The organism is Streptomyces sp. LaPpAH-108 (genome assembly GCF_000373625.1).
In the GTDB taxonomy this organism is placed as follows: domain Bacteria; phylum Actinomycetota; class Actinomycetes; order Streptomycetales; family Streptomycetaceae; genus Streptomyces.
In genome coordinates this window covers 371,332-390,403 of record NZ_KB891988.1, presented here as the reverse complement: position 1 = coordinate 390,403, position 19,072 = coordinate 371,332, and the positions used below count along the sequence as shown (strand labels likewise).

The following is a 19,072-nucleotide window of genomic DNA, read 5'->3' as shown; positions in this document are numbered from 1 at the left end:
GAGGCACCCGGTGACGACCGCTGGACAGCCCGTGAAGGGCCGCGCGACCCGGCAGCGCGCAGCGGTGGCGGCGGCCTTGGACGAGGTCGACGAGTTCCGCAGCGCGCAGGACCTGCACGACATGCTCAAGCACAAGGGCGACTCGGTGGGTCTCACCACCGTCTACCGCACCTTGCAGTCCCTCGCCGAGGCGGGCGAGGTCGACGTTCTGCGCACCTCCGACGGCGAGTCCGTCTACCGCCGCTGCTCCACCGGCGAACACCACCACCATCTCGTCTGCCGCACCTGCGGCAAGGCGGTCGAGGTGGCGGGCCCGGCGGTGGAGAAGTGGGCGGAAGCCATCGCCTCGGAACACGGCTATGTGAACGTGGCCCACACGGTGGAGATCTTCGGCACCTGCGCGGACTGCGCCTCCGGCTGAGCTACGGGCTGGGCGGTCGGGGCCGGGCAATCGGGACTGGCCCCGGCCCCGGCTGACGCCTCCGGCTGCGGGCCCTCCTCGCGGGACGTGCGGGCGCCGATCTCCGTTCCCCACCGGTTTTCCGAGGCTCCGGGATCACGGCCCCTCCGTGCGCGGGACCGCAGCGCCGCCGGGTCGGCAGGAGCGACGCTCAGAGCCCGGGCCCGCCGCCCGGCTGCCCGGCCGCCCTCAGCAGCGCGTCACGTGACGGTCCAGCAGGGCCCGCAGGCGGTCCACGTCCGTGCGGTCGGGCAGGCCCTGTTTGGGGAGCACGGTGAGGGCGCTCGCGCCGCGGTCGGCGCCCGCGAGGACGAAGACGCGTTCCGTCTCGGTGTAGCGGGGCCGGTCCGCCCAGGTCAGCGTCTCCGTCCCCGGGTCGGTCACCACCGTGATCCCGGCGTCGGTCACCGTGACCCGGAACGCCCCCTGCCGCTCAAGGGCGCGGTGGAGACTGCGGCTCGCCGCCCAGGGCATCACCAGCAGCAGCACCGTGCCCACGACCACCGCCGCGAGTTCCCCGGGCGGCAGTCCGTGGTGCCCGCCGGTCAGCAGCGCGGCCTCCACCCCCAGGGCCAGCCCGGCGGCGACGAGCAGCACGGCCCGTCCCCACCGCAGCCAGGTCATCCGCAGCCGGGCCCGCACGGCCGACGCGGCGTCCTCACGCGTCGACCGGTACGCCAGCTCCACGACATCGCCCACCATGCCGATCCCTCCCCAGGTCCATGATCGTGAGGAGGGATCGTAGCGGGACGGGGTTCAGGACGCCGTCGGGTCGTCCTGCACCGCCGGGTCGCCCTTCATCGCCTCTTCCATCGCGAGCAGTTCCTCGTTCGGGACGGCGCCGCCGAAGCGGCGGTCGCGGGAGGCGAACTCGACGCAGGCGCGCCAGAGGTCGCGGCGGTCGAAGTCGGGCCACAGGACGTCCTGGAAGACCATCTCGGCGTAAGCGCTCTGCCAGAGAAGGTAGTTGGAGGTGCGCTGCTCGCCGCTGGGGCGGAGGAAGAGGTCGACGTCCGGCATGTCCGGGTAGTACATGTACTTCTGGATCGTCTTCTCGGTGACCTTGGACGGGTCGAGACGCCCCGCCTTCACGTCCTCCGCGATGGCCTGCGCCGCGTCCGCGATCTCGGCACGGCCGCCGTAGTTCATGCAGAAGTACAGCGTGAGCAGGTCGTTGTCCTTGGTCTGCTCCTGCGCGACCTGGAGTTCCTTGGCGACCGACTTCCACAGCTTGGGCATACGGCCCACCCACCGCACCCGGATGCCCAGCTCGTCGAGCTGGTCCCGGGTCTTGCGGATGAAGTCGCGGTTGAAGTTCATGAGGAAGCGCACCTCGTCGGGCGACCGCTTCCAGTTCTCGGTGGAGAAGGCGTAGAGGGAGATGTTGCGCACGCCGACCTCGATGGAGCCCTGGAGCACGTCGAGCACACGCTCGGCGCCCACCTTGTGCCCCTCGGTGCGCGGCAGCCCGCGCTCCTTGGCCCAGCGCCCGTTGCCGTCCATGACGATCGCGACGTGCTCGGGGATCAGCTCACCGGGAAGCTTCGGCGCACGCGCGCCCGAGGGGTGCGGCTCGGGCGCCTTGTACTCGCGCTGCCGCCGCCCCAGAAATCCGCGTACGACCATGTGCTTCTCGTCTCCTCAGCCGTGCTAGCCGCTTACTTCTCTACGTACCGAAGGGAGCGCAGCCCGCGCTCCAGATGCCAGTGCAGATAGGCGGACACCAGGCCGCTCCCCTCGCGGACGTGCCGCGCCTCGGCCGCGTCCGCCGTCTCCCAGTCTCCCGTAAGCAGCGCGGCGAGCAGCACCAGGGTCTGCGGGGACGGTACGACACTGCCCGCGACCCGGCAGTCCCCGCAGACCGAGCCGCCCGCGGCGACCGAGAAGAACCGGTTCGGCCCGGGCATCCCGCACCGTGCGCAGTCCCCGAAGCTGGGCGCGTAGCCGTTGACCGCGAGCGAGCGGAGCAGGAACGCGTCGAGGACGAGATGCGGGGCGTGCTCACCCCGCGCGAGGGTGCGCAGGGCGCCGACGAGGAGCAGATACTGCTGCACGGCCGGTTCGCCCTCGTGGTCGGTGAACCGCTCGGCCGTCTCCAGCATGGCCGTACCGGCGGTGTAGCGGGCGTAGTCGGTGACGATCCCGCCGCCGTACGGCGCGATGGTCTCACTCTGCGTGCACAGCGGCAGACCGCGTCCGATCAGCTCACTGCCCCGCGCGAAGAACTGCACGTCCACATGCGAGAACGGCTCGAGCCGCGCCCCGAACTTCGACTTCGTCCGCCGCACCCCCCGCGCCACGGCCCGCACCCGCCCGTGCCCACGCGTGAGCAACGTGATGATCCGGTCCGCCTCGCCGAGCTTCTGGGTGCGCAGCACGATGCCGTCGTCGCGGAACAGACTCATGGGGCCATTCTCGCGCACGCGTCCGGCGCGCAGGCCCGGTCCGCGCGCTTCACGGCCCCGGTGCATGTGCTTCAGGACACGTCGGGCTCCGGGCCGCCGTCCGGCGTGCCGCCGTCCCCGCCCTCCCCGGCGTTCCACAGTTCGGTGAAGCGCCTGATCCGCTGCTGTACGTCGTCCTCGCGGGCGTTCACGGTCGTCCAGGAGTTGACGCTGAGCTGGTCGGCGCCGATCTCGTAGGACAGGGCGCCGTCGAAGACGATGAAGTCGATCATCTTGCCGCGCCGGACGTGCAGCGGGAGCGAGGAGAGGGCCACCACGCGGACCTCGATGTGCACGTCGCGCTGCTCCTTGAAGACGTCGTCCAGACGCGGGACGTCCTCGGGGTCCTTGACGACGAACAGCCGCCTGACCTTGATCTCGCGCGCGTCGATCGCCTCCCGCTGCGCCTCCAGGTAACGCCCTGCGGGCTCGGTGCTCCAGAAGTTCTGGTCGACGGAGGTGCTGATCGCGTCGATGCTCCGCTGGGCGCACTTGGTGAGGCTGAGCAGCCAGTCGTGGTTCTCGCCCGGGCACTCGGCGGTGAGGTTGGTCAGGTCGTCCATCTGGAGGGCGAGCCGGTTGATCTCCTCGTGCGCGAAGTCGTGCAGGATCTCTGGTCCGGTGGAGACGACCAGGGTGGCACTCTCGGCGAGCCGGGGCACCGCGTCGCCGCGCAGCTTCTCGACCTCGTTGAAGAGCTTGGTGGCCCGGCCGATGTCCACGAAGCGCTTGTCGACGGAACTCTTCAGGTCGTTGAGCTGGTGCGCGAAGGTCACCATGAACTGGACGATCAGCACCGCGCCCCCGCACAGCACCGAAAGCACCAGCTGCCACACGTCCTCGGCGGTGGGCGCGAGCACCGTGGTCAGGACGTACACCACACCGCCCGCCACGACCGTGACCAGCAGTTTCTGCAATAACCGACGGCCCGCGTCCTCCCGGCCCCCGGTGTCGGAGACATGGTGGCCGTGGTGACCGCGCGTTGTGATCGTTCCTGTCATCCCGCTTCTCCCCCCGTCGGGATCATGTGGGCTTCCGAGTCGGTTCAGGAGGCGGCCAGGGCGGCAGCCTCCCGGTGCAGCAGGGCCCGCAGGGCCATCTGGTCGCGGACGCGCTGTACGAGGTTGTGCCACTGGCGGCTGAAACCGGGGTGCTGCTCCAGGGTGTGCCAGAGCGGGCCGAGCGCCGGGGCGACGCGGGCCATGGGCATCCAGAGGTGGAGCAGGTGGTCGACGAGCGGGCGCAGCACCTTGAGGGCGGCGGCGCCGTCGGCCCGGGCGAGCGGCAGCCCGTCGAGTTTCTGGCTCACGGTGGTCAGCAGCCAGTCGTGCAGGGCCAGGTCCTCGCAGAACCCGGCCACGGCGGCGGGCGGCAGGTCCTCGGGGACGGTCAGTTCCACGGTGCGCAGCCCATCGGTGTCGTCGACGGTGAGGCTCACGAGCCGGGCCGGTGTCCCGGCGGGGGCGGGCAGGGCCACCCACCGGAGCCGGGTGGTGGGGGTGCGCAGCGGGGTGTCGTGGTCGAGGAGGCGGTGGTTGCGGGAGATCCGGGCGAGCATGCCCTCGGCGACGGACCCGGCGTCGAGCAGGTCGGGGGCGTGCCCGTCCGTCAGGAAGCCGTCGGCGACCGCGCGGACCGGGAGCCGTCCGAGGGGGACGAGCACGCCGGGGTGGACCAGGTACTCGCCCCAGGGACGGCGCCGGTCGGGGCCGCTCGCGGGGGCGGCGAAGTGGGCCGTGGCCTGGAGGACCCGGCCCTCGGTGAGGGTGGCGCGGGCGGCGAGGGTGCCGATGGCGCGGGCCTTGGCGCCGTTGGCGGCGGGCAGTCGGCAGTCGACGCCGGTGAGCACGTCCGGGGAGAGGGCGTGCGGGTTGGGGCGCCGGGAAAGGCGGACGCGTTCGTCGGGGCGCAGCCGCAGCAGCCGTTCGGCGGTGCGCTCGCTCACCGCGTCGCGGGTAGGCAGCAGGCAGGTGCGGACCTCGCCGCACATCAGGGCCGGAGCGGCGGCCACGTCAGAGCCCCGGCGGGAAGAGGTAGGAGGTGCGTTCCACGACGCCCTCGGGCAGCGTGACCTTCTCCTGCCCGGCGCGTGCGACGGCCTGGCCGACCGCGTCGGCGTCGACGTGGACCTGGCCGAGGATGACGCGTACGGCGTGTTCGACGGGCAGGAAGCGGACCGGGAGGACGCTGCACGTGGAGTAGGCGGTGAAGGGCGGCGCGGCCGGGTTGAGCCGGAGCAGGGGCGGCAGCGCGTCCCAGTCGTCGGGGAAGGGCAGGTCCCGGTCCCAGGGGGCCGGGGTGAGGACGGCGCGGCCGTCGTCGCGCAGCAGGCCGAGCCGGGCGAGCTGCCAGACGGCGGCGAGGAAGGCGCAGGACCAGGTGCGGTGGGGGCCGTTGTCGTCCCAGAGTTCGACGTCGACGAAGACGGAATGGCCGCGCGCCTCGGTCTCGGCGGGCGGCTGCCAGGCACTGTCGGCGTCGAGGGCGGCGGAGGTGCGCCGGGCGGGGGCGCGGCGGCCGTTGGTGAGCCAGCCGGTACGGCTGACGGGCGGCCGGAAGCCGTTGCTGCCGGGCGGGGGTGACTCGACCAGGCGGTGCATCACGGACTCGGCGAGTCCGGCCCGGTCGGGGCGGGCGGGGTCGGCGAGCGCGCAGCCGGACTCGCGGGCGAGGTAGTCGATGGTGAGCCCGGCCCGCTCGGCGGCGTCCAGCAGGGTGGGCACGAGCTTGGCCGGGGTGGACAGACGGCTGAAGTAGTCGTCGATGAGGAAGCAGGTGCTGATCCGGGGCCGTTTGCCCGCGGGGAGCGCGGCGGCGGCCCAGGCACGGGCGGTGTCGGCCCAGGGGCGTACGGCGGTGAAGTGGCGCACCAGCCGGTCGGCGCCCTCGGCGAAGTCCTCCATGTACAAGTGGCCGAGTTCCAGGGAGAGATGGGAGTACGGCACGGACTCGGTGACCGGGTCGGCGCTGGTCTCCCGGAAGACGGCGGCGGCCTCCGTCACAGTTGCCCCCAGAACTTGTCGTCGGTGAGCCGCTCGGCCAGTTCCACCAGAGCCTGCCGGGTGGTGAAGTTGGCGATCTTGCTGTCGAGCACGTCCTCGTCGGTGATGAGCTGTTCGCGCATCTGGAGCACGGGTTCCAGCGGGATCGAAGCCAGGGCGCGGGTCTTGCCGATGCCGAGGGAGGCGGCGAGTTCCTCAAGTCGCTTGTCGCACTGGCGCATCCAGGCGTACTGCGCGGCGGGCATCTGGGCCCACTGCGGGGACTCCAGGTCGGGTACGGCGGCCCGCACGAAGCGCACGGAGCCGAGGAGCGCGGTGCGGTCATGGCCCATGGCGATGCCGGAGCCGAGGAGGCCCTGGCGGCCGGAGAGGAGTTCGGCGGCGGCCATGACGTGCTGCCGGGTCCAGCGGTGGTAGAGCAGCCAGCGGGAGCGGATGTGCCGCAGTTCCTCGCGGGCGGTGGCGGTCAGGGCGAGGTCCATGGCGTAGCTGCGTCCGGCGCTGAGGTCGACCACGACGAGGTCGAACTCGCGGTGCAGGCGCAGGAAGAGGTCGACGCAGCGGTGCAGGTTGTCCTCGTCGGTGACGAACTCGCCGCCGCCGCGGTCGCCGGGGAAGAGGACGAGGCGTCCGGAGCCGCTGGGGCGGTCGCTGAGGACGGGGTGTTCGGTGCGGCTCCACACGTCGACGCGCAGGGGTTCGCCGGTCTTGCCCTTGAGGTAGGCGTGCAGGCCGCGGCCCTCGGCCTCCTCCATGACGTTCGGGGTGTCGAAGACGGCGGTGGCGGTGGGCGAGCCGAAGTCGAAGTCGAGGTAGCAGACGTCGTCGCCGTCGAGGGCGCGTCGGTAGGCGAGGTTGGCACTGGTGACGGAGCGTCCGGTGCCTCCCTTGTCGGAGGCGGCGAAGACGAGCACGGCTCATACCCCCTGGGATCCGGCCGCGCGGGCGCGGGCGAGGTCGTCGAGCCGGCTGAGCACGTTCAGGGCGAGCGCGCAGGACGTGCCGGGCTGGGTGTCGAGCAGGGAGCGGGCGCGGCGCAGGTCGGCTTCGATGCCCTTGAGTTCCGCCCCTTCCAGGCTCTTGGCGATGGGCGCGGGCTGTTCCAGCTGCTCGGTGCCGAGGAGGTGGGTGGCCTCGCTGAGGAGGGCGTGGGCGAGCGCGGTGGGTTCGGCGCTGCGGATGGGGGGCTGGTTGTAGAGCTGCTGGGCGGCGACCATGCACTCGGTGATGCGTTCGGTGATGGTCCAGGACGGCTGGTTCTGGCGGTCGGCGGAGTCCGGGAAGACCGCGTGCACGTTGTCCCACAGGCCGACGCCCTCGCTGTCGGTGATGCGCCGCATCCACAGGTGGTCCATGGTGCGCTCGGCGAGCTGAAGCAGCCGGGTGTGGGCGGCGACGTTGCGCGAGAGGGCGCACAACTGGATGGTCCGCTTGAGGAGTTGGGCCGAGAAGTCGGTCATGGTCCACCGCATGGGCGGCCCGAGCGGATGGTCGGAGGCGAGCGGCAGGGCGAGTCCGGGGTTGTGCAGCAGGACGGCGGAGTCCCTGCGGGTGGTGCTCGCGGTGACCCGGCCGCGCTCGGCGAGGCGTTCCATGATGCCGACGGTGCGGTTGAGGTCGTCCTCGGTGGCGCGGCGGCGGACCAGGTCGTGGACGAGGATGGAGGCGACGCACAGGGAGAAGTACTCGGACTCCATGCGCTGGCCTGTGGTGCGCCAGGGGATGTCCTCCAGGGGCCAGCGGTCGTCGTCGAAGCGGGCGATGCCGGACCAGTACTGCTGGGTGATGGTCCAGCGCAGGCGGAGCGCCTCGGCCAGCTTCTGCTGTTCCTGGTTGAGCAGGCCGAGGACGAGGGTTCGGTCGGAGAACAGGTCCTGGATGCCGTCGAGGGCGACGACGGTGAAGTAGAGGTACGGCACGGCGCGGGCGACGCCGGTGGGCTGTTCGCCGACGGGCTCGGAGGTCTCCACCAGGGGCGCGCCCCGCACGACGCTCCAGGCCCAGCCGCATTCGAAGAGGCGGTTCTCGTTGCCGAGCTGTTCCTCGACGTCGACGCCGAGGACGACGCTCTCGCGGATGACGGCGCGCAGGGCGCGGAAGCGTTCCTGGAACTGCTGGAGGACCATGCGGTCGGGGGTGCGGCCCTGGCCGATGAGCCGGCACAGCGCCTGGCCCTGCGGAGAATCGACCGTGTACACGTCGACGGTGAAGGCGCGCAGCAGGTTGACCATGGCGGCGGTGAGCCGGTCGCTGGTCGCCTCGCGCAGGGACTCGATCAGCTGGAGCGTGCCCGGCCGCTCGGTCTTGGTCTGGTAGACCTTCAGGAAGCCGAGGGTGGCCAGGCACAGGGTGACGGAGAGGCTGTAGGAGTCGACGACGCCGAGGGCCCGCTGCTCCTTGGAGAGTTCGTCCTCGGGGCCGAGGGCGGCGAAGTAGCTCCCGCCGGAGAAGGTGGGGGTGTCACCGGCACGGTGACGCTCCATGAATTCGGTGAGCACCCGGACCAGCGTCTCGGGGATCTCCGTGGCGTCACCGACCTGCCGCAGGGTTTTCTCCACGTCGGGCTGGGTGGTGTCGGGCGCGTCGAGACGGAATGCGGGTGCCTCGGTCGCGGGATACAGCAGGCAGAGCAGCCGCTCGGCGTCGGCGACGCTGCTCAGTCCTCCCGTGTCCCCCCATTCCCAGGCTCCGTCGGTGAAACAGTGACGTGTCACGGCCTGCCAGATCGACAGCAGATTCTGTCTGGGTTGGATCTGCATCCCCATGCCCCTCACACAGGTATGTCATCCCGACGGTGAAAACGGTGAATGGATCTCCGCATTTACCGGTCGCTCCGATGACCCGTGGCGACGATCATTCCGGTGTATCCCTCACGCAACAAGCCGCCCGGTTTCCCCAGCCGGTGCGTCTCGACATTCGACGCGTGAATGTCGAGTGTCTCGCGGACTCCCTGCTCGTCGATGTCGAGCGCGGGGAAATCACTCTCTCCCACCCGGTATCCCCGGGAGTGCTCCATGAACGCGGCGGCGAACGGGGCGCCCGGTTCGAGAGCGGTCAGGAAACAGGCGACGGCGCGCCGGAACTCCTCCAGCGAGGTGGTCATCGACTCGGCGACGAAGAACATGGTGCCCATCGCCCAGCGTTCGTCACCCTGGGCGAGGTCGAACAGGTTGCCCTGGCGGGGCTGGACGGTCTGCGCGAACCGGGCGCGCGGGTCCTGGACCCGCCGGGGGTACGCCTCGTCCCGGCACAGCACGTCCCAGAACTGGTCCCACTGGGGGCCGTACGACTCGATCTGGGAGTTCAGGTACTGCACGTTCGCCGGCGAGCGCTCCAGGAGCGTGATCTTGTCGCACCAGGGGAGCATGGCGAGCGCCGGATAGATGTTGGGGCCCGCTCCCGCGTCGATTCCGGAGGCCACCGAACCGGAGCCGCCGAAATGGCCGCTGAAATGATCTCGGACGACGGTGATGATCGCCTCGTCGTCCGGGTGCAGGACGCGATAATTGTGCTCGATGTACGCCTGGGGGTCGAAATCCTCCCATGCGACATCACCATTCAGCTTCTTCACGCCAGCAGGCGATCCCGAGGTCATTAACTCAGGGTAGCAGGATGAACGCACAACGAAACCCACGCCACGCAAGATTCATCGCCGGGCGAGGTAAGATCAATATCGGAACTGCGCGCGATTTCGTTCGCGTGACACAGTCAACCACATTTGGTCCGGATCTCTACTTGGATGACCGAAAAACAGCGGGTAACCATGGGAGAAGCCGCGCCGATCACACCTCAAGGGTGGCTGCATACTGTCGCATCAGTGCGGATATCGCACGAATTTCGGGGGACCGGAAAGGGGACGGAATGATTCCTCTTCACGGAGACCGCTTCCTGCGAAAAATCACGGAAGCGGATCTCCCTGACGTGCTGCGGCTCGACCGTGAGACCTTCCCGGACGACCCCTATCCCTACTTCGCGCTGCGCCAGTTCCACGACGCCCTCGGCGATCACCTGCTCGTCGTGGACGACGGCACCGCTCTCCACGGGTACATCCTCGCCACCCCACCGCTCCACGCCTCCAGCTGGATCCTCAGCCTCGTCGTCAGCCCGGCCCTGCGCGGCAACGGCCTGGGTCGTGAGCTGATGACCGCGATGCTGCGGCGGCTCCACGAGGAGGGCGCGGGCGAGGTCCTGCTCACCGTCGACCCCGCGAACGGCTCCGCCGTGGCCCTGTACCGCCACCTCGGCTTCACGCCGTACGGCGAGTTCCATCCGGAGTACTTCGGGCCAGGCGAACCGAGGCAGCGGATGCGGCTCGCGTTCTGAGCAGTCGCGCCACCAGGCCCTGATCGAGTCGGCGGCTGAGCCCGGCTCGGCCGACCCACAGCTCAGCGGGCCGCGAACCTCCGCACGAACCGCCCCTGCCAAGGCGTCTCCACCGCATGTCGGTCGTAGTGCCGCCGGACGAACTCCACGGCCCGGTCCGCCGGTACGCCGTCCAGGACGGCCACGCAGGCCAGTGCGGTGCCGGTGCGGCCCCGGCCGCCGCCGCAGGCGAACTCCACGCGGTCGGCGGCGGCGCGCTCCCAGGCGTCGGTGAGGACCGCGCGGGCGGCCACGTGGTCGGCAGGGAGGCGGAAGTCGGGCCAGCGGAGCCACTGGAACTCCCAGGGGACGGGGGGTGGTTGCTTGCCGAGGAGGTAGACGGCGTAGGTGGGCGGGGGTGCGGTGGGGTCCAGTGGCCTGCGCAGGCCACGGCCGCGTACCAGGCGCCCGGAGGGGAGCCGGAGTACGCCGGGCGCGTCCTCGTTCCAGGGGGGTGTCGACGGGTCGTCACTCATGCCCGTGATTATTTCGGCGGAGGTGCGCGTAGGGCAGGCGCCGACACCGGCCCCCTTCCCCTGGACTTGCCGTGCCGGGTATCTTGCATCGCATGGAACCAGGTGATTCGACCAAGCAGGCCCGGGCGGCTGCCCAGCTGCGCAAGGGGGTGCTGGAGTACTGCGTGCTGGCGCTGATGCGGGACCGCCCGCGCTACGGGGTGGAACTCCTCCAGGCGCTGGAGGACTCGGGCACGCTGGCGACCAGTCAGGGCACGGTCTATCCGCTGCTCTCCCGGCTCCGTCGCGACGACCTGGTCACCACCACCTGGCAGGAGTCCCCCTCCGGACCGCCCCGCCGCTACTACGCGCTCACCGGCAGCGGCCGGGCCGCGCTGGACGAGTTCACCCGCGTCTGGCCCGGCTTCCGCGATGCCGTCGACACCTTTCTGGCCACCCCGCCCTCCTCGACCGGAGACCCCGCATGAAGACTTCCGCCGATGCCGTCCGCGACTACCTCTCCGCCGTCGAGCGCGAGGCGTCCGCGCTGCCCGCCGACCGGCGTCAGGAACTCCTCGCCGATCTCGCCGAGCACATAGAGGTGACGTGCGCCGAGCGTCCCGACGCCCCGGTCGGCGAGGTGCTGGCGGGGCTGGGTGACCCCCGTACGATCGCGGCGACGGCGCTGGCCGAGGCGGGGAGCGGGTCAACCGGCATGCCGGTCAAGGGCGTTGACACCGCACCCGTCCGGCGCGGCAAGGTGCATCCCCTGGTCCCGCTGCTGATGCTGACCCTCTCGCTGCCCTTCATGATGGTCTTCCCCGACCTTCCCGGGCCCGCGTTCGGCGTGCTGTTCCGCATCGTCGGCGCGGTGCTGCTGTGCACCTCGGTGCACTGGACCGCCGTCCAGAAGACCACCGGCGTCCTGCTCACCACCATCCTCCCCAGCGCCGTCTTCGCCACCGCCAACCTCTCCGGCAACGGCCCGGCCACCGGCACCCCGGCTCTCCTGGCCAACCTGGCGGTGTTCGCCCTGCTGGTCGCGACGGCGGCTTGGCTGTGGCGGGCGCGGCGCGTCTGAGACGGCGGATCGGCACCGGGGCACCGGCACCCGGACCCGCCCAGGCGATCCGCAGGCTCAGAGGCAGCCGAAGAACAGGTTGCCCGGCGCGCGCCCTAATCCGCTTTACGGCGTGCCCCCTCCCCGCCAAGCTGGTGTCATGCCTCGCAGACTCATGTTCGTGCAGCTCAAGACGGGCTACGACACCGACCGCGGGCCGTCGTGGATCGGCTGGGTGGACTTCTCGAAGACCTGGAAGACGGCCTACTTCCAAGGCCGGACCCTGCGGCGCGGCACCGGTCTCGGCCTGTCCGACGCGAACTTCTACGACGTCGACACCGACGACACCTTCTGGCTCTCCGGCCCGAAGCACGACCGCACCGACACCCGGTACGGCCCGGACACACCCACCGTGGAGCCCGACGCCGCGGACGCCTACCGGGCGTTCCTCCGGGGCGCGCGGTGAGCGGCGTGGCTCCCCTGCCTCCCGGGACCGTGCTCGTCCTCGACCGCGACGACTGGCTGTCCGTCCACGCGGCCTTCCCGGACGTCACGATCGACCTGGAGCCGATGGACGTCGCGGACGCCGATCTCGCGGCGGCCGACTCGCCCGGCGGCTGAAGCGGGGCTGACCTCAGCGGCTGTTGCGCGGGATCTCCAGACGGGTGCCGTTCCAGTTCACGCCCGCCGGGACGGAGGCCCGTTGGACGAGTCCGGCGGTCGTCGCGGCCTCGGCGATGTCGCTCGGCTCCACGTGGCCGTCGCGGCCCATTTTCGGGGTGAGGAGCCAGATGGTGCCGTCGTCCGCGAGACCGGCCGGCGCGGCGACCAGGCCATCCGCCAGGTCGCCGTCGTTCTCGCGCCACCACAGCAGCGCCACATCGACGACGGCCTCACTGTCCTCGCCGGTCAGGCCATGGCCGGTGCGCTTCTCGACGGCCGCCCGCAGCGCGTCGTCACTGTCCTCGTCCCAGCCGGTCTCCCGCACGTTCTGCCCCGGCAGGATCCCCAGCCGGTCCGCCAGACTCTGCTCCACCGTCGTCATTGTCGACGAAACGCACCGTCTCCCCCAGTTCCGCCCGGCCCGTTCGCAGCGGCGGTACGTCCTCCTTCGCGAAGCCCAGCGAGAGGCCGCAGAAGAGGGCGTGGTCGGGGGCGGCGCCGACCGTCCGGCTGACGGTTTCGCGGTACATGGTCCACATGACCTGGGGGCAGCTGTGGAGTCCTTCCGCTCTCAGCAGGAGCATGACCGTCTGGAGGTACATCCCCAGGTCGGCCCACTGGCCGGGGCCCATCGCGCGGTCGAGGTAGCAGAACAGGACGACCGGGGCGCCGAAGGCGGCGGAGTTCAGGGCGGTGATCTTCCGGGGGCGGTCGGGGTCGTCGCGATCGATTCCGAGGGACCGGTAGCGCTGGGTGGCCGCCGCGGTGAAGCGGTCCAGGTAGGGGGAGGTCAGGTCGGGCGGGTACATCGGGTACTCGCGGGGATCGCCCGGGTCTCCGGCCACCGCTCTGGCCGTCGCGCGGCGCTTCAGGGCGGCCAGGGGCTCACCGGTGACGACGTACACGTGCCACGGCTGGAGGTTCCCGCTCGACGGGGCCCGGGTCGCGGCGGTCAGCACGCGTTCGAGGGTTTCGCGGGGCACCGGCCGGTCACTGAACGCCCGGACGGCCCGGCGGCTGTCCACTGCCTCGTACACATCCACGCCGCCGTACCCTAGCCCCCGCTCAGACCCTCCGCCGCGCCACCTCCAGCAGCCGTCCCATCTCCCCCGCGCCCAGCAGCAGCGCGGCGCCGATCGCGGCCAGGGCGCCCTGTTCCGCCGGGGTGTACGGGCCGTCCGCCAGGGCGATGCGGGCCGCGTCCAGGAAAAGGGCCTCGCGGCCGGGGGACGCGAGGTGGGGGGCCAGGGGGTCCAGGGTGGTGTGGAGTTCGAGGGCGAGGCCCGCGCCGTAGGGGCCCGCCGCATCGGCCAGGGCGGCCAGTTCCTCCTCCGCGCAGTCCTCGACGCCGCCCGCGCGGACGGTGGCGGCGGCCTTGGCCACGGGGGCGCGGGAGGCGGTGCCCCCGGCGACCAGGACCGCCAGGGCGACCGTGTGGACGGCGTCCCGCAGCATCGCGGAGAGACGGCGCGAGGTGGGGTGGTCCAGGGCGTCCAGGCCGTAGTGGTGCTGGCAGGCCGCGCACTCCACGACGGGGCCGGTCTCGCCGCGCGACAACACCGGTACGCCGAGCAGGGTCAGGCGGACGTGGCCCGTCATCCGCTGGTAGTTGCGGTCGCCCCCGCAGCCGGGGCAGAAGAACTCGCCGTCCCCGGCCGGGGTCCAGGTGGTGCGGGTGCCCAGAATGCGCGCAGCTCTGGCGGCACGGCCGTTTCGTCCCCGTACTGGCAGCACGTCGCACCTCCGCACGTAACGACGCGGCAACATCGCCGCGCTGGCGTGATGTTAGCCACACTGCGGAGTCCGAGTCAGTACCTCGAGCGAGACCGGCCCATTACCCCGGGTGAGGGATGGCCGGTATACGCCACTTGAACAGCGGCGCCCGGGCCGTCGTACGCAGGTCGTATACGACGGCCCGGGAGCCGAAAGGCCCGGTCAGGGGTGGGTCAGCGGGTCGCGCGGTTCACGGCGGAGACGACGGCCTTCAGCGATGCACGTGTCGTGTTCGCGTCGATGCCGATGCCCCACAGAACCTTGTCGCCGATCGCGCACTCGATGTAGGAGGCGGCCTGCGCGGAGGCGCCCTCGCTCATGGTGTGCTCCTGGTAGTCCAGCAGGCGTACGTCCACGCCGATGGACTGCAGGGCGTCGAAGAAGGCCGAGATCGGACCGTTGCCCGAGCCGGTCAGGACGGTGTCCGCGCCGTCCACGGTCGCCTCGACGGTCAGCGTGTCCACGCCGTCGGTGTCCGTGGTCGACTGGCCCGTGCGCACCTGGATGCGGCCCCACGGGTTCTCCGGGTTGGGCAGGTACTCGTCCTGGAAGACGGCCCAGATGTCGCGCGGCGTGATCTCCCCGCCCTCGGCGTCCGTCTTGGCCTGGATGATCTTCGAGAACTCGATCTGCATCCGGCGCGGCAGTTCCAGCTTGTGGTCGTTCTTCAGGACGTACGACACACCGCCCTTGCCGGACTGCGAGTTGACCCGAATCACGGCCTCGTAGGAGCGGCCCACGTCCTTGGGGTCGATGGGCAGGTACGGCACCGCCCACTCGAGGTCGTCGACCGTGACGCCCTTGGCCTTCGCCTCGGTCTCCATGTAGTCGAAGCCCTTCTTGATGGCGTCCTGGTGGGAGCCGGAGAAGGACGTGTAGACCAGGTCGCCCACGTACGGGTGGCGCGGGTGGACCTCCATCTGGTTGCAGTACTCCCACGTGCGACGGATCTCGTCGATGTCGGAGAAGTCGATCTGCGGGTCGACGCCCTGCGAGAACAGGTTCATGCCCAGGGTGACCAGGTCGACGTTGCCGGTGCGCTCGCCCTGCCCGAACAGGCAGCCCTCCACGCGGTCGGCACCGGCCATCACGGCCAGCTCGGCGGCGGCCACGGCCGTACCCCGGTCGTTGTGCGGGTGCACGGACAGGACGACGTGCTCACGCCGGGAGAGGTTGCGGTGCATCCACTCGAAGCGGTCGGCGTGCGTGGACGGGGTCGAACGCTCCACGGTGGCGGGCAGGTTGAGGATGATCTCGCGGCCCGGACCCGGCTGGTAGACGTCCATCACCGCCTCGCAGACCTCCAGCGCGAAGTCCAGCTCGGTGTCGGTGAAGATCTCGGGGCTGTACTGGTACCCGAACTCGGTCTCGGGGCCCAGCAGTTTCTCCGCGTACTCCATCACCAGGCGGGTGCCGTCGACGGCGATCTGCTTGATGTCGTCCTTGGAGCCGCGGAAGACGACCCGGCGGAAGACCGGGGCGGTCGCGTTGTACAGGTGGACGGTGGCGCGGCGGGCGCCCTTCAGGGACTCCACGGTCCGCTCGATCAGGTCCTCGCGGGCCTGGGTCAGGACGGAGATCGTCACGTCCTCGGGGATCGCGCCCTCTTCCTCGATGATGGAGCGCACGAAGTCGAAGTCGGTCTGCCCGGAGGCGGGGAAGCCGACCTCGATCTCCTTGTAGCCCATCTTGACCAGCTGGTCGAACATGCGGCGCTTGCGCTCGGGGGACATCGGGTCGATCAGCGCCTGGTTGCCGTCGCGCAGGTCGGTGGAGAGCCAGCGGGGGGCGGTGGTGATCCGCTTCCCCGGCCAGGTGCGGTCGGGGATGTCGACCTGGTCGTACCGGCCGTACTTGTGGATCGGCATCGGGCTGGGCTGCTGGCGGTTCGCCATGATCGCGTGGGCTCCTCGGAAAGGTCCGGACGGACGGCCGACGACGCAACGCCAGAGCACCGCGGGGAGGGGGTCGGCCTTGTCTACAGGCCCTCGCCGCGGCAGCTAAGGAGAAGCAGCCCGAATCGCATGATGCTCCGCAGCCTAGCCGAGCCGTTCCACAGGTGCCGGGGCGTATCAGCATGCGGAACCAGAGGGGGTGGCGGGCAGGCACGCGGCCATGACGGCGACCGCGAGGCGGCCATGATGGCGTCCATACCACTTCGTGACGCGGAGTGACGACTGAAATCACCGCATTTCATCAATCGCGGTGGCAACTAGTGACTTTGATGTCACGCAGTGCAAGCATTTCCAGGTATGAGCACCCACGGGGGCTTCGAGCCCGTCTTCTGCACGATCATCCCGCCGCACCTTCTCGACAAGCTCGCCCAGGACGCCGACCCGAGCGTGTCGGGCCCGGCCCGCCGCTCCCTGGAGCGCGACGCGTTCGAGCGCACCCGCCGACGGCTGACCACCGTGATCGGCGCCGCCGCCGTCGCGCCGCACGGGGCCGCGGCCGACCAGCCGCACCGCACGATCTACGACGCCCGGCACACCCAGGACCTGCCCGGGCACCAGGTCCGCACGGAGGGCTCCGAGCCGGGCTCCGACGCCACCGTCAACCGCGCGTACGCGGGACTCGGGGCCACCTTCGAGCTGTATCTGAAGGCGTACGGCCGCCACTCCATCGACGACAGCGGGCTGCCGCTGAAGGCGACCGTGCACTTCGACAAGGACTACGACAACGCCTTCTGGAACGGCGAGCAGATGGTGTTCGGCGACGGGGACGGCGAGATCTTCCTCGACTTCACCCTCCCGGTGGACGTCATCGGCCACGAACTCACCCACGGCGTCACGCAGTACACCGCGAACCTCGCCTACTTCGGCCAGTCCGGCGCGCTCAACGAGTCGCTGTCCGACGTGTTCGGCTCGCTGATCAAGCAGTACACGCTCGGCCAGACCGCCGCCGACGCCGACTGGCTGATCGGCGCGGGCCTGCTCGCCCCGCGCGTCACCGGCAAGGCGCTGCGCTCCATGAAGGAGCCGGGCACCGCCTACGACGACGACGTCCTCGGCAAGGACCCCCAGCCCGCGGACATGGAGCACTACGTCCACACCGGCCGGGACAACGGCGGCGTGCACATCAACTCCGGCATCCCCAACCGCGCGTTCTACCTGGTCGCCTCAGCGATCGGCGGGTACGCCTGGGAGAAGGCGGGCCAGATCTGGTACGACGTGCTGACCGGCGGCGACCTCGAACAGGACGCCCAGTTCAGCGACTTCGCCACCCTCACCGTGAAGGCGGCCCGCGAACGGTACGGCGCGGGGGCGGAACTCCAGGCGGTGGAGAAGGCGTGGGAGGGGGTCGGGGTGCACACGCTCTAGTTCCGTACTAAACAGGTCCTCATGCGTATCCAAGTACGGCGCACGGGCGGCTTCGCGGGCATCGAGCGGCGGGCCGAGATCGACACCTCGACCCGCCCCGACGCCACGGAGCTGCGCTCGCTGGCCGAACGCGCCCTGACCTCCGGCCACACCGCCCCGCCTGCGGGCGTCCCCGACGGCTTCCACTACGAGATCACGGTCGACGGTCGCACGATCCACGCGGCGGACCCCCGACTGACCGACGCACAGCGGGAGTTGGTGTCGCGGGTGCTGAAGGAGGGTGCGTGAGAAGGCGGCTCGCGGTCGCTTGACCTTGCCGTTGACGGCAGGGTCGGACGATGTGCGGCATGAGGGACACCACACGTCAAAGGATCGTCGTCGTCACCGGGGCCGGTACCGGGATCGGGCGGGCCACGGCGCGCGTCTTCGCCGCCGAGGACGCCCGGGTGGTCGCCGTGGGGCGGCGACCCGGGCCGCTCGGCGAGACCGCCGCCGGGGACGCCCGGATCACCCCGCTAGCCGCCGACATCACCTCCGAGGGCGGACCCGAGCGGATCATCCGGGCCGTCCTCGAAGCGCATGGGCGACTGGATGTGCTGGTGAACAACGCGGCTGTCGTACGCGGCGGCGCCCTCGGCACGCTCACGCCGGACGCGGTCACCGCCCAGCTCGCCACCAACCTCACCGCCCCCGTCCGTCTCACCCAGGCCGCGCTGCCCGCGCTGGAGGAGGCGCGCGGGGTGGTCGTCAACGTCAGCACGTCGGTCGGTCAGCGGGCGTGGCCCGGGAACTCGGTGTACGCCGCGACCAAAGCGGCCCTGGAGACCCTCACCCGAAGCTGGGCGGTGGAGCTGGCACCGCGCGGGGTGCGGGTCGTCGCGGTCGCCCCGGGCGCGATCGACACCCCCATCGGTGTGCACCAGGGACTCACTCCGGAGCGGATGGCCGCCGTACGGGAGTGGCAGCTCGCGCACACCCCGCTGGGCCGTGTCGGACGTCCGGAGGAGGTGGCCTGGGCGATCGCCCGACTCGCCTCCCCCGACGCGTCGTTCGTCACCGGGGTGGTCCTCCCCGTGGACGGCGGAGCGGTCGTGGCGTGAGTCGCCGCGCAGGGCGTCGCGTGGTAGGAGTGGGCCCGGAGGTGACGCGGGTGCGGATCGGTGAACTGGCGGGGAAGACCGGGACGACCGCCCGCGCGCTGCGCCACTACGAGCAGGCCGGGCTCATCTCCTCCGAGCGCGCGCCCAACGGCTACCGCGTCTACGGCACCGGGGCGGTCACCCGCGTCCGCAACATCCGCCATCTGCTGGCCGCCGGGCTCACCCTGGACGACGTACGGGTCTTCCTGCCGTGCCTGGACGGCGACCTGCCCACGGCACGGCCTTCCGAGAAGGGTCTGCGGGTCGCCCGGGAGCGGCTCGCCGTCCTGGAGGCACGCATCGCGGCCCAGACCGAGGCACGCGACCGTCTCGCGGCAGCGCTGGGGCAGCGAACTCCCTTGCGGGGGCGTTGACTTCACGGGTGCGGGGTGCG

24 protein-coding genes are annotated in these 19,072 nt (G+C 71.0%); 10 read left to right on the top strand and 14 right to left on the bottom strand.

What is annotated here, in order from left to right; translation table 11 throughout:
• Positions 1-10: 10 nt before the first annotated feature.
• The gene (locus B079_RS0107880) at positions 11-421 is read left to right on the top strand and encodes a Fur family transcriptional regulator (RefSeq protein ID WP_026248463.1); all 411 of its coding nucleotides are present in this window, start codon (positions 11-13) and stop codon (positions 419-421) included.
• A 228-nt stretch (positions 422-649) separates the two neighbouring features.
• On the opposite strand, the gene B079_RS0107875 is transcribed toward B079_RS0107880, so the two are convergent.
• From B079_RS0107875 to B079_RS0107835, 9 genes are all read right to left on the bottom strand, one after another.
• Positions 650-1,162, bottom strand: coding sequence for a YcxB family protein (locus B079_RS0107875; protein ID WP_018545235.1), 513 nt, complete (start codon positions 1,160-1,162; stop codon positions 650-652).
• A gap of 54 nt (positions 1,163-1,216) precedes the next feature.
• The gene (locus tag B079_RS0107870; protein ID WP_018545234.1) at positions 1,217-2,086 is read right to left on the bottom strand and encodes an isoprenyl transferase; all 870 of its coding nucleotides are present in this window, start codon (positions 2,084-2,086) and stop codon (positions 1,217-1,219) included.
• Between the two features lie 32 nt (positions 2,087-2,118).
• Positions 2,119-2,865 (bottom strand): DNA repair protein RecO, encoded by a 747-nt coding sequence (recO, locus tag B079_RS0107865; protein WP_018545233.1) that lies wholly within the window; start codon positions 2,863-2,865, stop codon positions 2,119-2,121.
• Positions 2,866-2,936: 71 nt separating this feature from the next.
• Positions 2,937-3,905 (bottom strand): hypothetical protein, encoded by a 969-nt coding sequence (locus B079_RS0107860; RefSeq protein WP_199779884.1) that lies wholly within the window; start codon positions 3,903-3,905, stop codon positions 2,937-2,939.
• Between the two features lie 44 nt (positions 3,906-3,949).
• Positions 3,950-4,915, bottom strand: a complete 966-nt coding sequence (locus tag B079_RS0107855) for an SCO2521 family protein (RefSeq protein ID WP_018545231.1) — start codon at positions 4,913-4,915, stop codon at positions 3,950-3,952.
• 1 nt (position 4,916) lies between these two features.
• Positions 4,917-5,906, bottom strand: a complete 990-nt coding sequence (locus B079_RS0107850) for an SCO2522 family protein (RefSeq protein WP_018545230.1) — start codon at positions 5,904-5,906, stop codon at positions 4,917-4,919.
• A complete protein-coding gene (locus B079_RS0107845) occupies positions 5,903-6,820 on the bottom strand; it encodes an SCO2523 family variant P-loop protein (RefSeq protein WP_018545229.1) in 918 nt (305 codons plus the stop codon). Before B079_RS0107845 ends, B079_RS0107850 begins: the two co-directional genes overlap by 4 nt.
• Before the next feature lie 3 nt (positions 6,821-6,823).
• A complete protein-coding gene (locus B079_RS0107840) occupies positions 6,824-8,665 on the bottom strand; it encodes an SCO2524 family protein (RefSeq protein WP_018545228.1) in 1,842 nt (613 codons plus the stop codon).
• 62 nt (positions 8,666-8,727) lie between these two features.
• Positions 8,728-9,477: an SCO2525 family SAM-dependent methyltransferase gene (locus B079_RS0107835; protein ID WP_018545227.1), complete on the bottom strand. Its 750-nt coding sequence runs from the start codon at positions 9,475-9,477 to the stop codon at positions 8,728-8,730.
• Between the two features lie 290 nt (positions 9,478-9,767).
• Between B079_RS0107835 and B079_RS31520 the strand changes: the two genes are divergently transcribed.
• A complete protein-coding gene (locus B079_RS31520) occupies positions 9,768-10,229 on the top strand; it encodes a GNAT family N-acetyltransferase (protein WP_078495878.1) in 462 nt (153 codons plus the stop codon).
• Between the two features lie 62 nt (positions 10,230-10,291).
• Here B079_RS31520 and B079_RS0107825 read toward each other — a convergent pair whose 3' ends face one another.
• Entirely contained in the window at positions 10,292-10,744 is a 453-nt protein-coding gene (locus tag B079_RS0107825) for a protein-tyrosine phosphatase family protein (protein WP_018545225.1), read from the bottom strand.
• A 92-nt stretch (positions 10,745-10,836) separates the two neighbouring features.
• Here B079_RS0107825 and B079_RS0107820 point away from each other — a divergent pair, with 92 nt between their 5' ends.
• The 4 genes from B079_RS0107820 (at position 10,837) to B079_RS35150 (ending at position 12,404) form a co-directional block, all read left to right on the top strand.
• Entirely contained in the window at positions 10,837-11,211 is a 375-nt protein-coding gene (locus tag B079_RS0107820; protein ID WP_018545224.1) for a PadR family transcriptional regulator, read from the top strand.
• The gene (locus tag B079_RS0107815) at positions 11,208-11,804 is read left to right on the top strand and encodes an HAAS signaling domain-containing protein (protein WP_018545223.1); all 597 of its coding nucleotides are present in this window, start codon (positions 11,208-11,210) and stop codon (positions 11,802-11,804) included. The genes B079_RS0107820 and B079_RS0107815 overlap by 4 nt, the downstream gene beginning before the upstream one ends.
• Positions 11,805-11,943: 139 nt before the next feature.
• A complete protein-coding gene (locus B079_RS0107810; RefSeq protein ID WP_026248461.1) occupies positions 11,944-12,249 on the top strand; it encodes a hypothetical protein in 306 nt (101 codons plus the stop codon).
• Positions 12,250-12,254: 5 nt separating this feature from the next.
• Positions 12,255-12,404 (top strand): hypothetical protein, encoded by a 150-nt coding sequence (locus tag B079_RS35150; protein ID WP_158684954.1) that lies wholly within the window; start codon positions 12,255-12,257, stop codon positions 12,402-12,404.
• A 13-nt stretch (positions 12,405-12,417) separates the two neighbouring features.
• On the opposite strand, the gene B079_RS0107800 is transcribed toward B079_RS35150, so the two are convergent.
• The 4 genes from B079_RS0107800 to leuA all read right to left on the bottom strand — a co-directional run bounded on the left by B079_RS0107800 (position 12,418) and on the right by leuA (position 16,114).
• Positions 12,418-12,828: a DUF3052 domain-containing protein gene (locus B079_RS0107800; protein WP_026248460.1), complete on the bottom strand. Its 411-nt coding sequence runs from the start codon at positions 12,826-12,828 to the stop codon at positions 12,418-12,420.
• On the bottom strand, positions 12,740-13,489 hold the full coding sequence (locus B079_RS0107795) for a nitroreductase (RefSeq protein ID WP_018545219.1): 750 nt from the start codon (positions 13,487-13,489) through the stop codon (positions 12,740-12,742). Before B079_RS0107795 ends, B079_RS0107800 begins: the two co-directional genes overlap by 89 nt.
• Positions 13,490-13,511: 22 nt before the next feature.
• Positions 13,512-14,180, bottom strand: a complete 669-nt coding sequence (locus tag B079_RS0107790) for a TerB family tellurite resistance protein (protein ID WP_018545218.1) — start codon at positions 14,178-14,180, stop codon at positions 13,512-13,514.
• A gap of 212 nt (positions 14,181-14,392) precedes the next feature.
• Entirely contained in the window at positions 14,393-16,114 is a 1,722-nt protein-coding gene (gene leuA / locus B079_RS0107785) for a 2-isopropylmalate synthase (protein ID WP_018545217.1), read from the bottom strand.
• Between the two features lie 357 nt (positions 16,115-16,471).
• Here leuA and B079_RS0107780 point away from each other — a divergent pair, with 357 nt between their 5' ends.
• Genes B079_RS0107780 through B079_RS0107765 form a run of 4 tightly spaced genes read left to right on the top strand, consistent with a single transcriptional unit; the run spans position 16,472 to position 19,052 of the window.
• Complete coding sequence (locus B079_RS0107780) at positions 16,472-17,539, top strand: M4 family metallopeptidase (protein ID WP_018545216.1); 1,068 nt, start codon at positions 16,472-16,474, stop codon at positions 17,537-17,539.
• A 21-nt stretch (positions 17,540-17,560) separates the two neighbouring features.
• A complete protein-coding gene (locus B079_RS0107775) occupies positions 17,561-17,827 on the top strand; it encodes a protealysin inhibitor emfourin (RefSeq protein ID WP_018545215.1) in 267 nt (88 codons plus the stop codon).
• 50 nt (positions 17,828-17,877) lie between these two features.
• Positions 17,878-18,639 carry an SDR family NAD(P)-dependent oxidoreductase gene (locus tag B079_RS0107770; protein WP_026248459.1) on the top strand — a complete coding sequence of 254 codons (762 nt, stop codon included), beginning with the start codon at positions 17,878-17,880 and terminating at the stop codon, positions 18,637-18,639.
• A 50-nt stretch (positions 18,640-18,689) separates the two neighbouring features.
• A complete protein-coding gene (locus B079_RS0107765; protein ID WP_037801411.1) occupies positions 18,690-19,052 on the top strand; it encodes a MerR family transcriptional regulator in 363 nt (120 codons plus the stop codon).
• Positions 19,053-19,072: the final 20 nt, after the last annotated feature.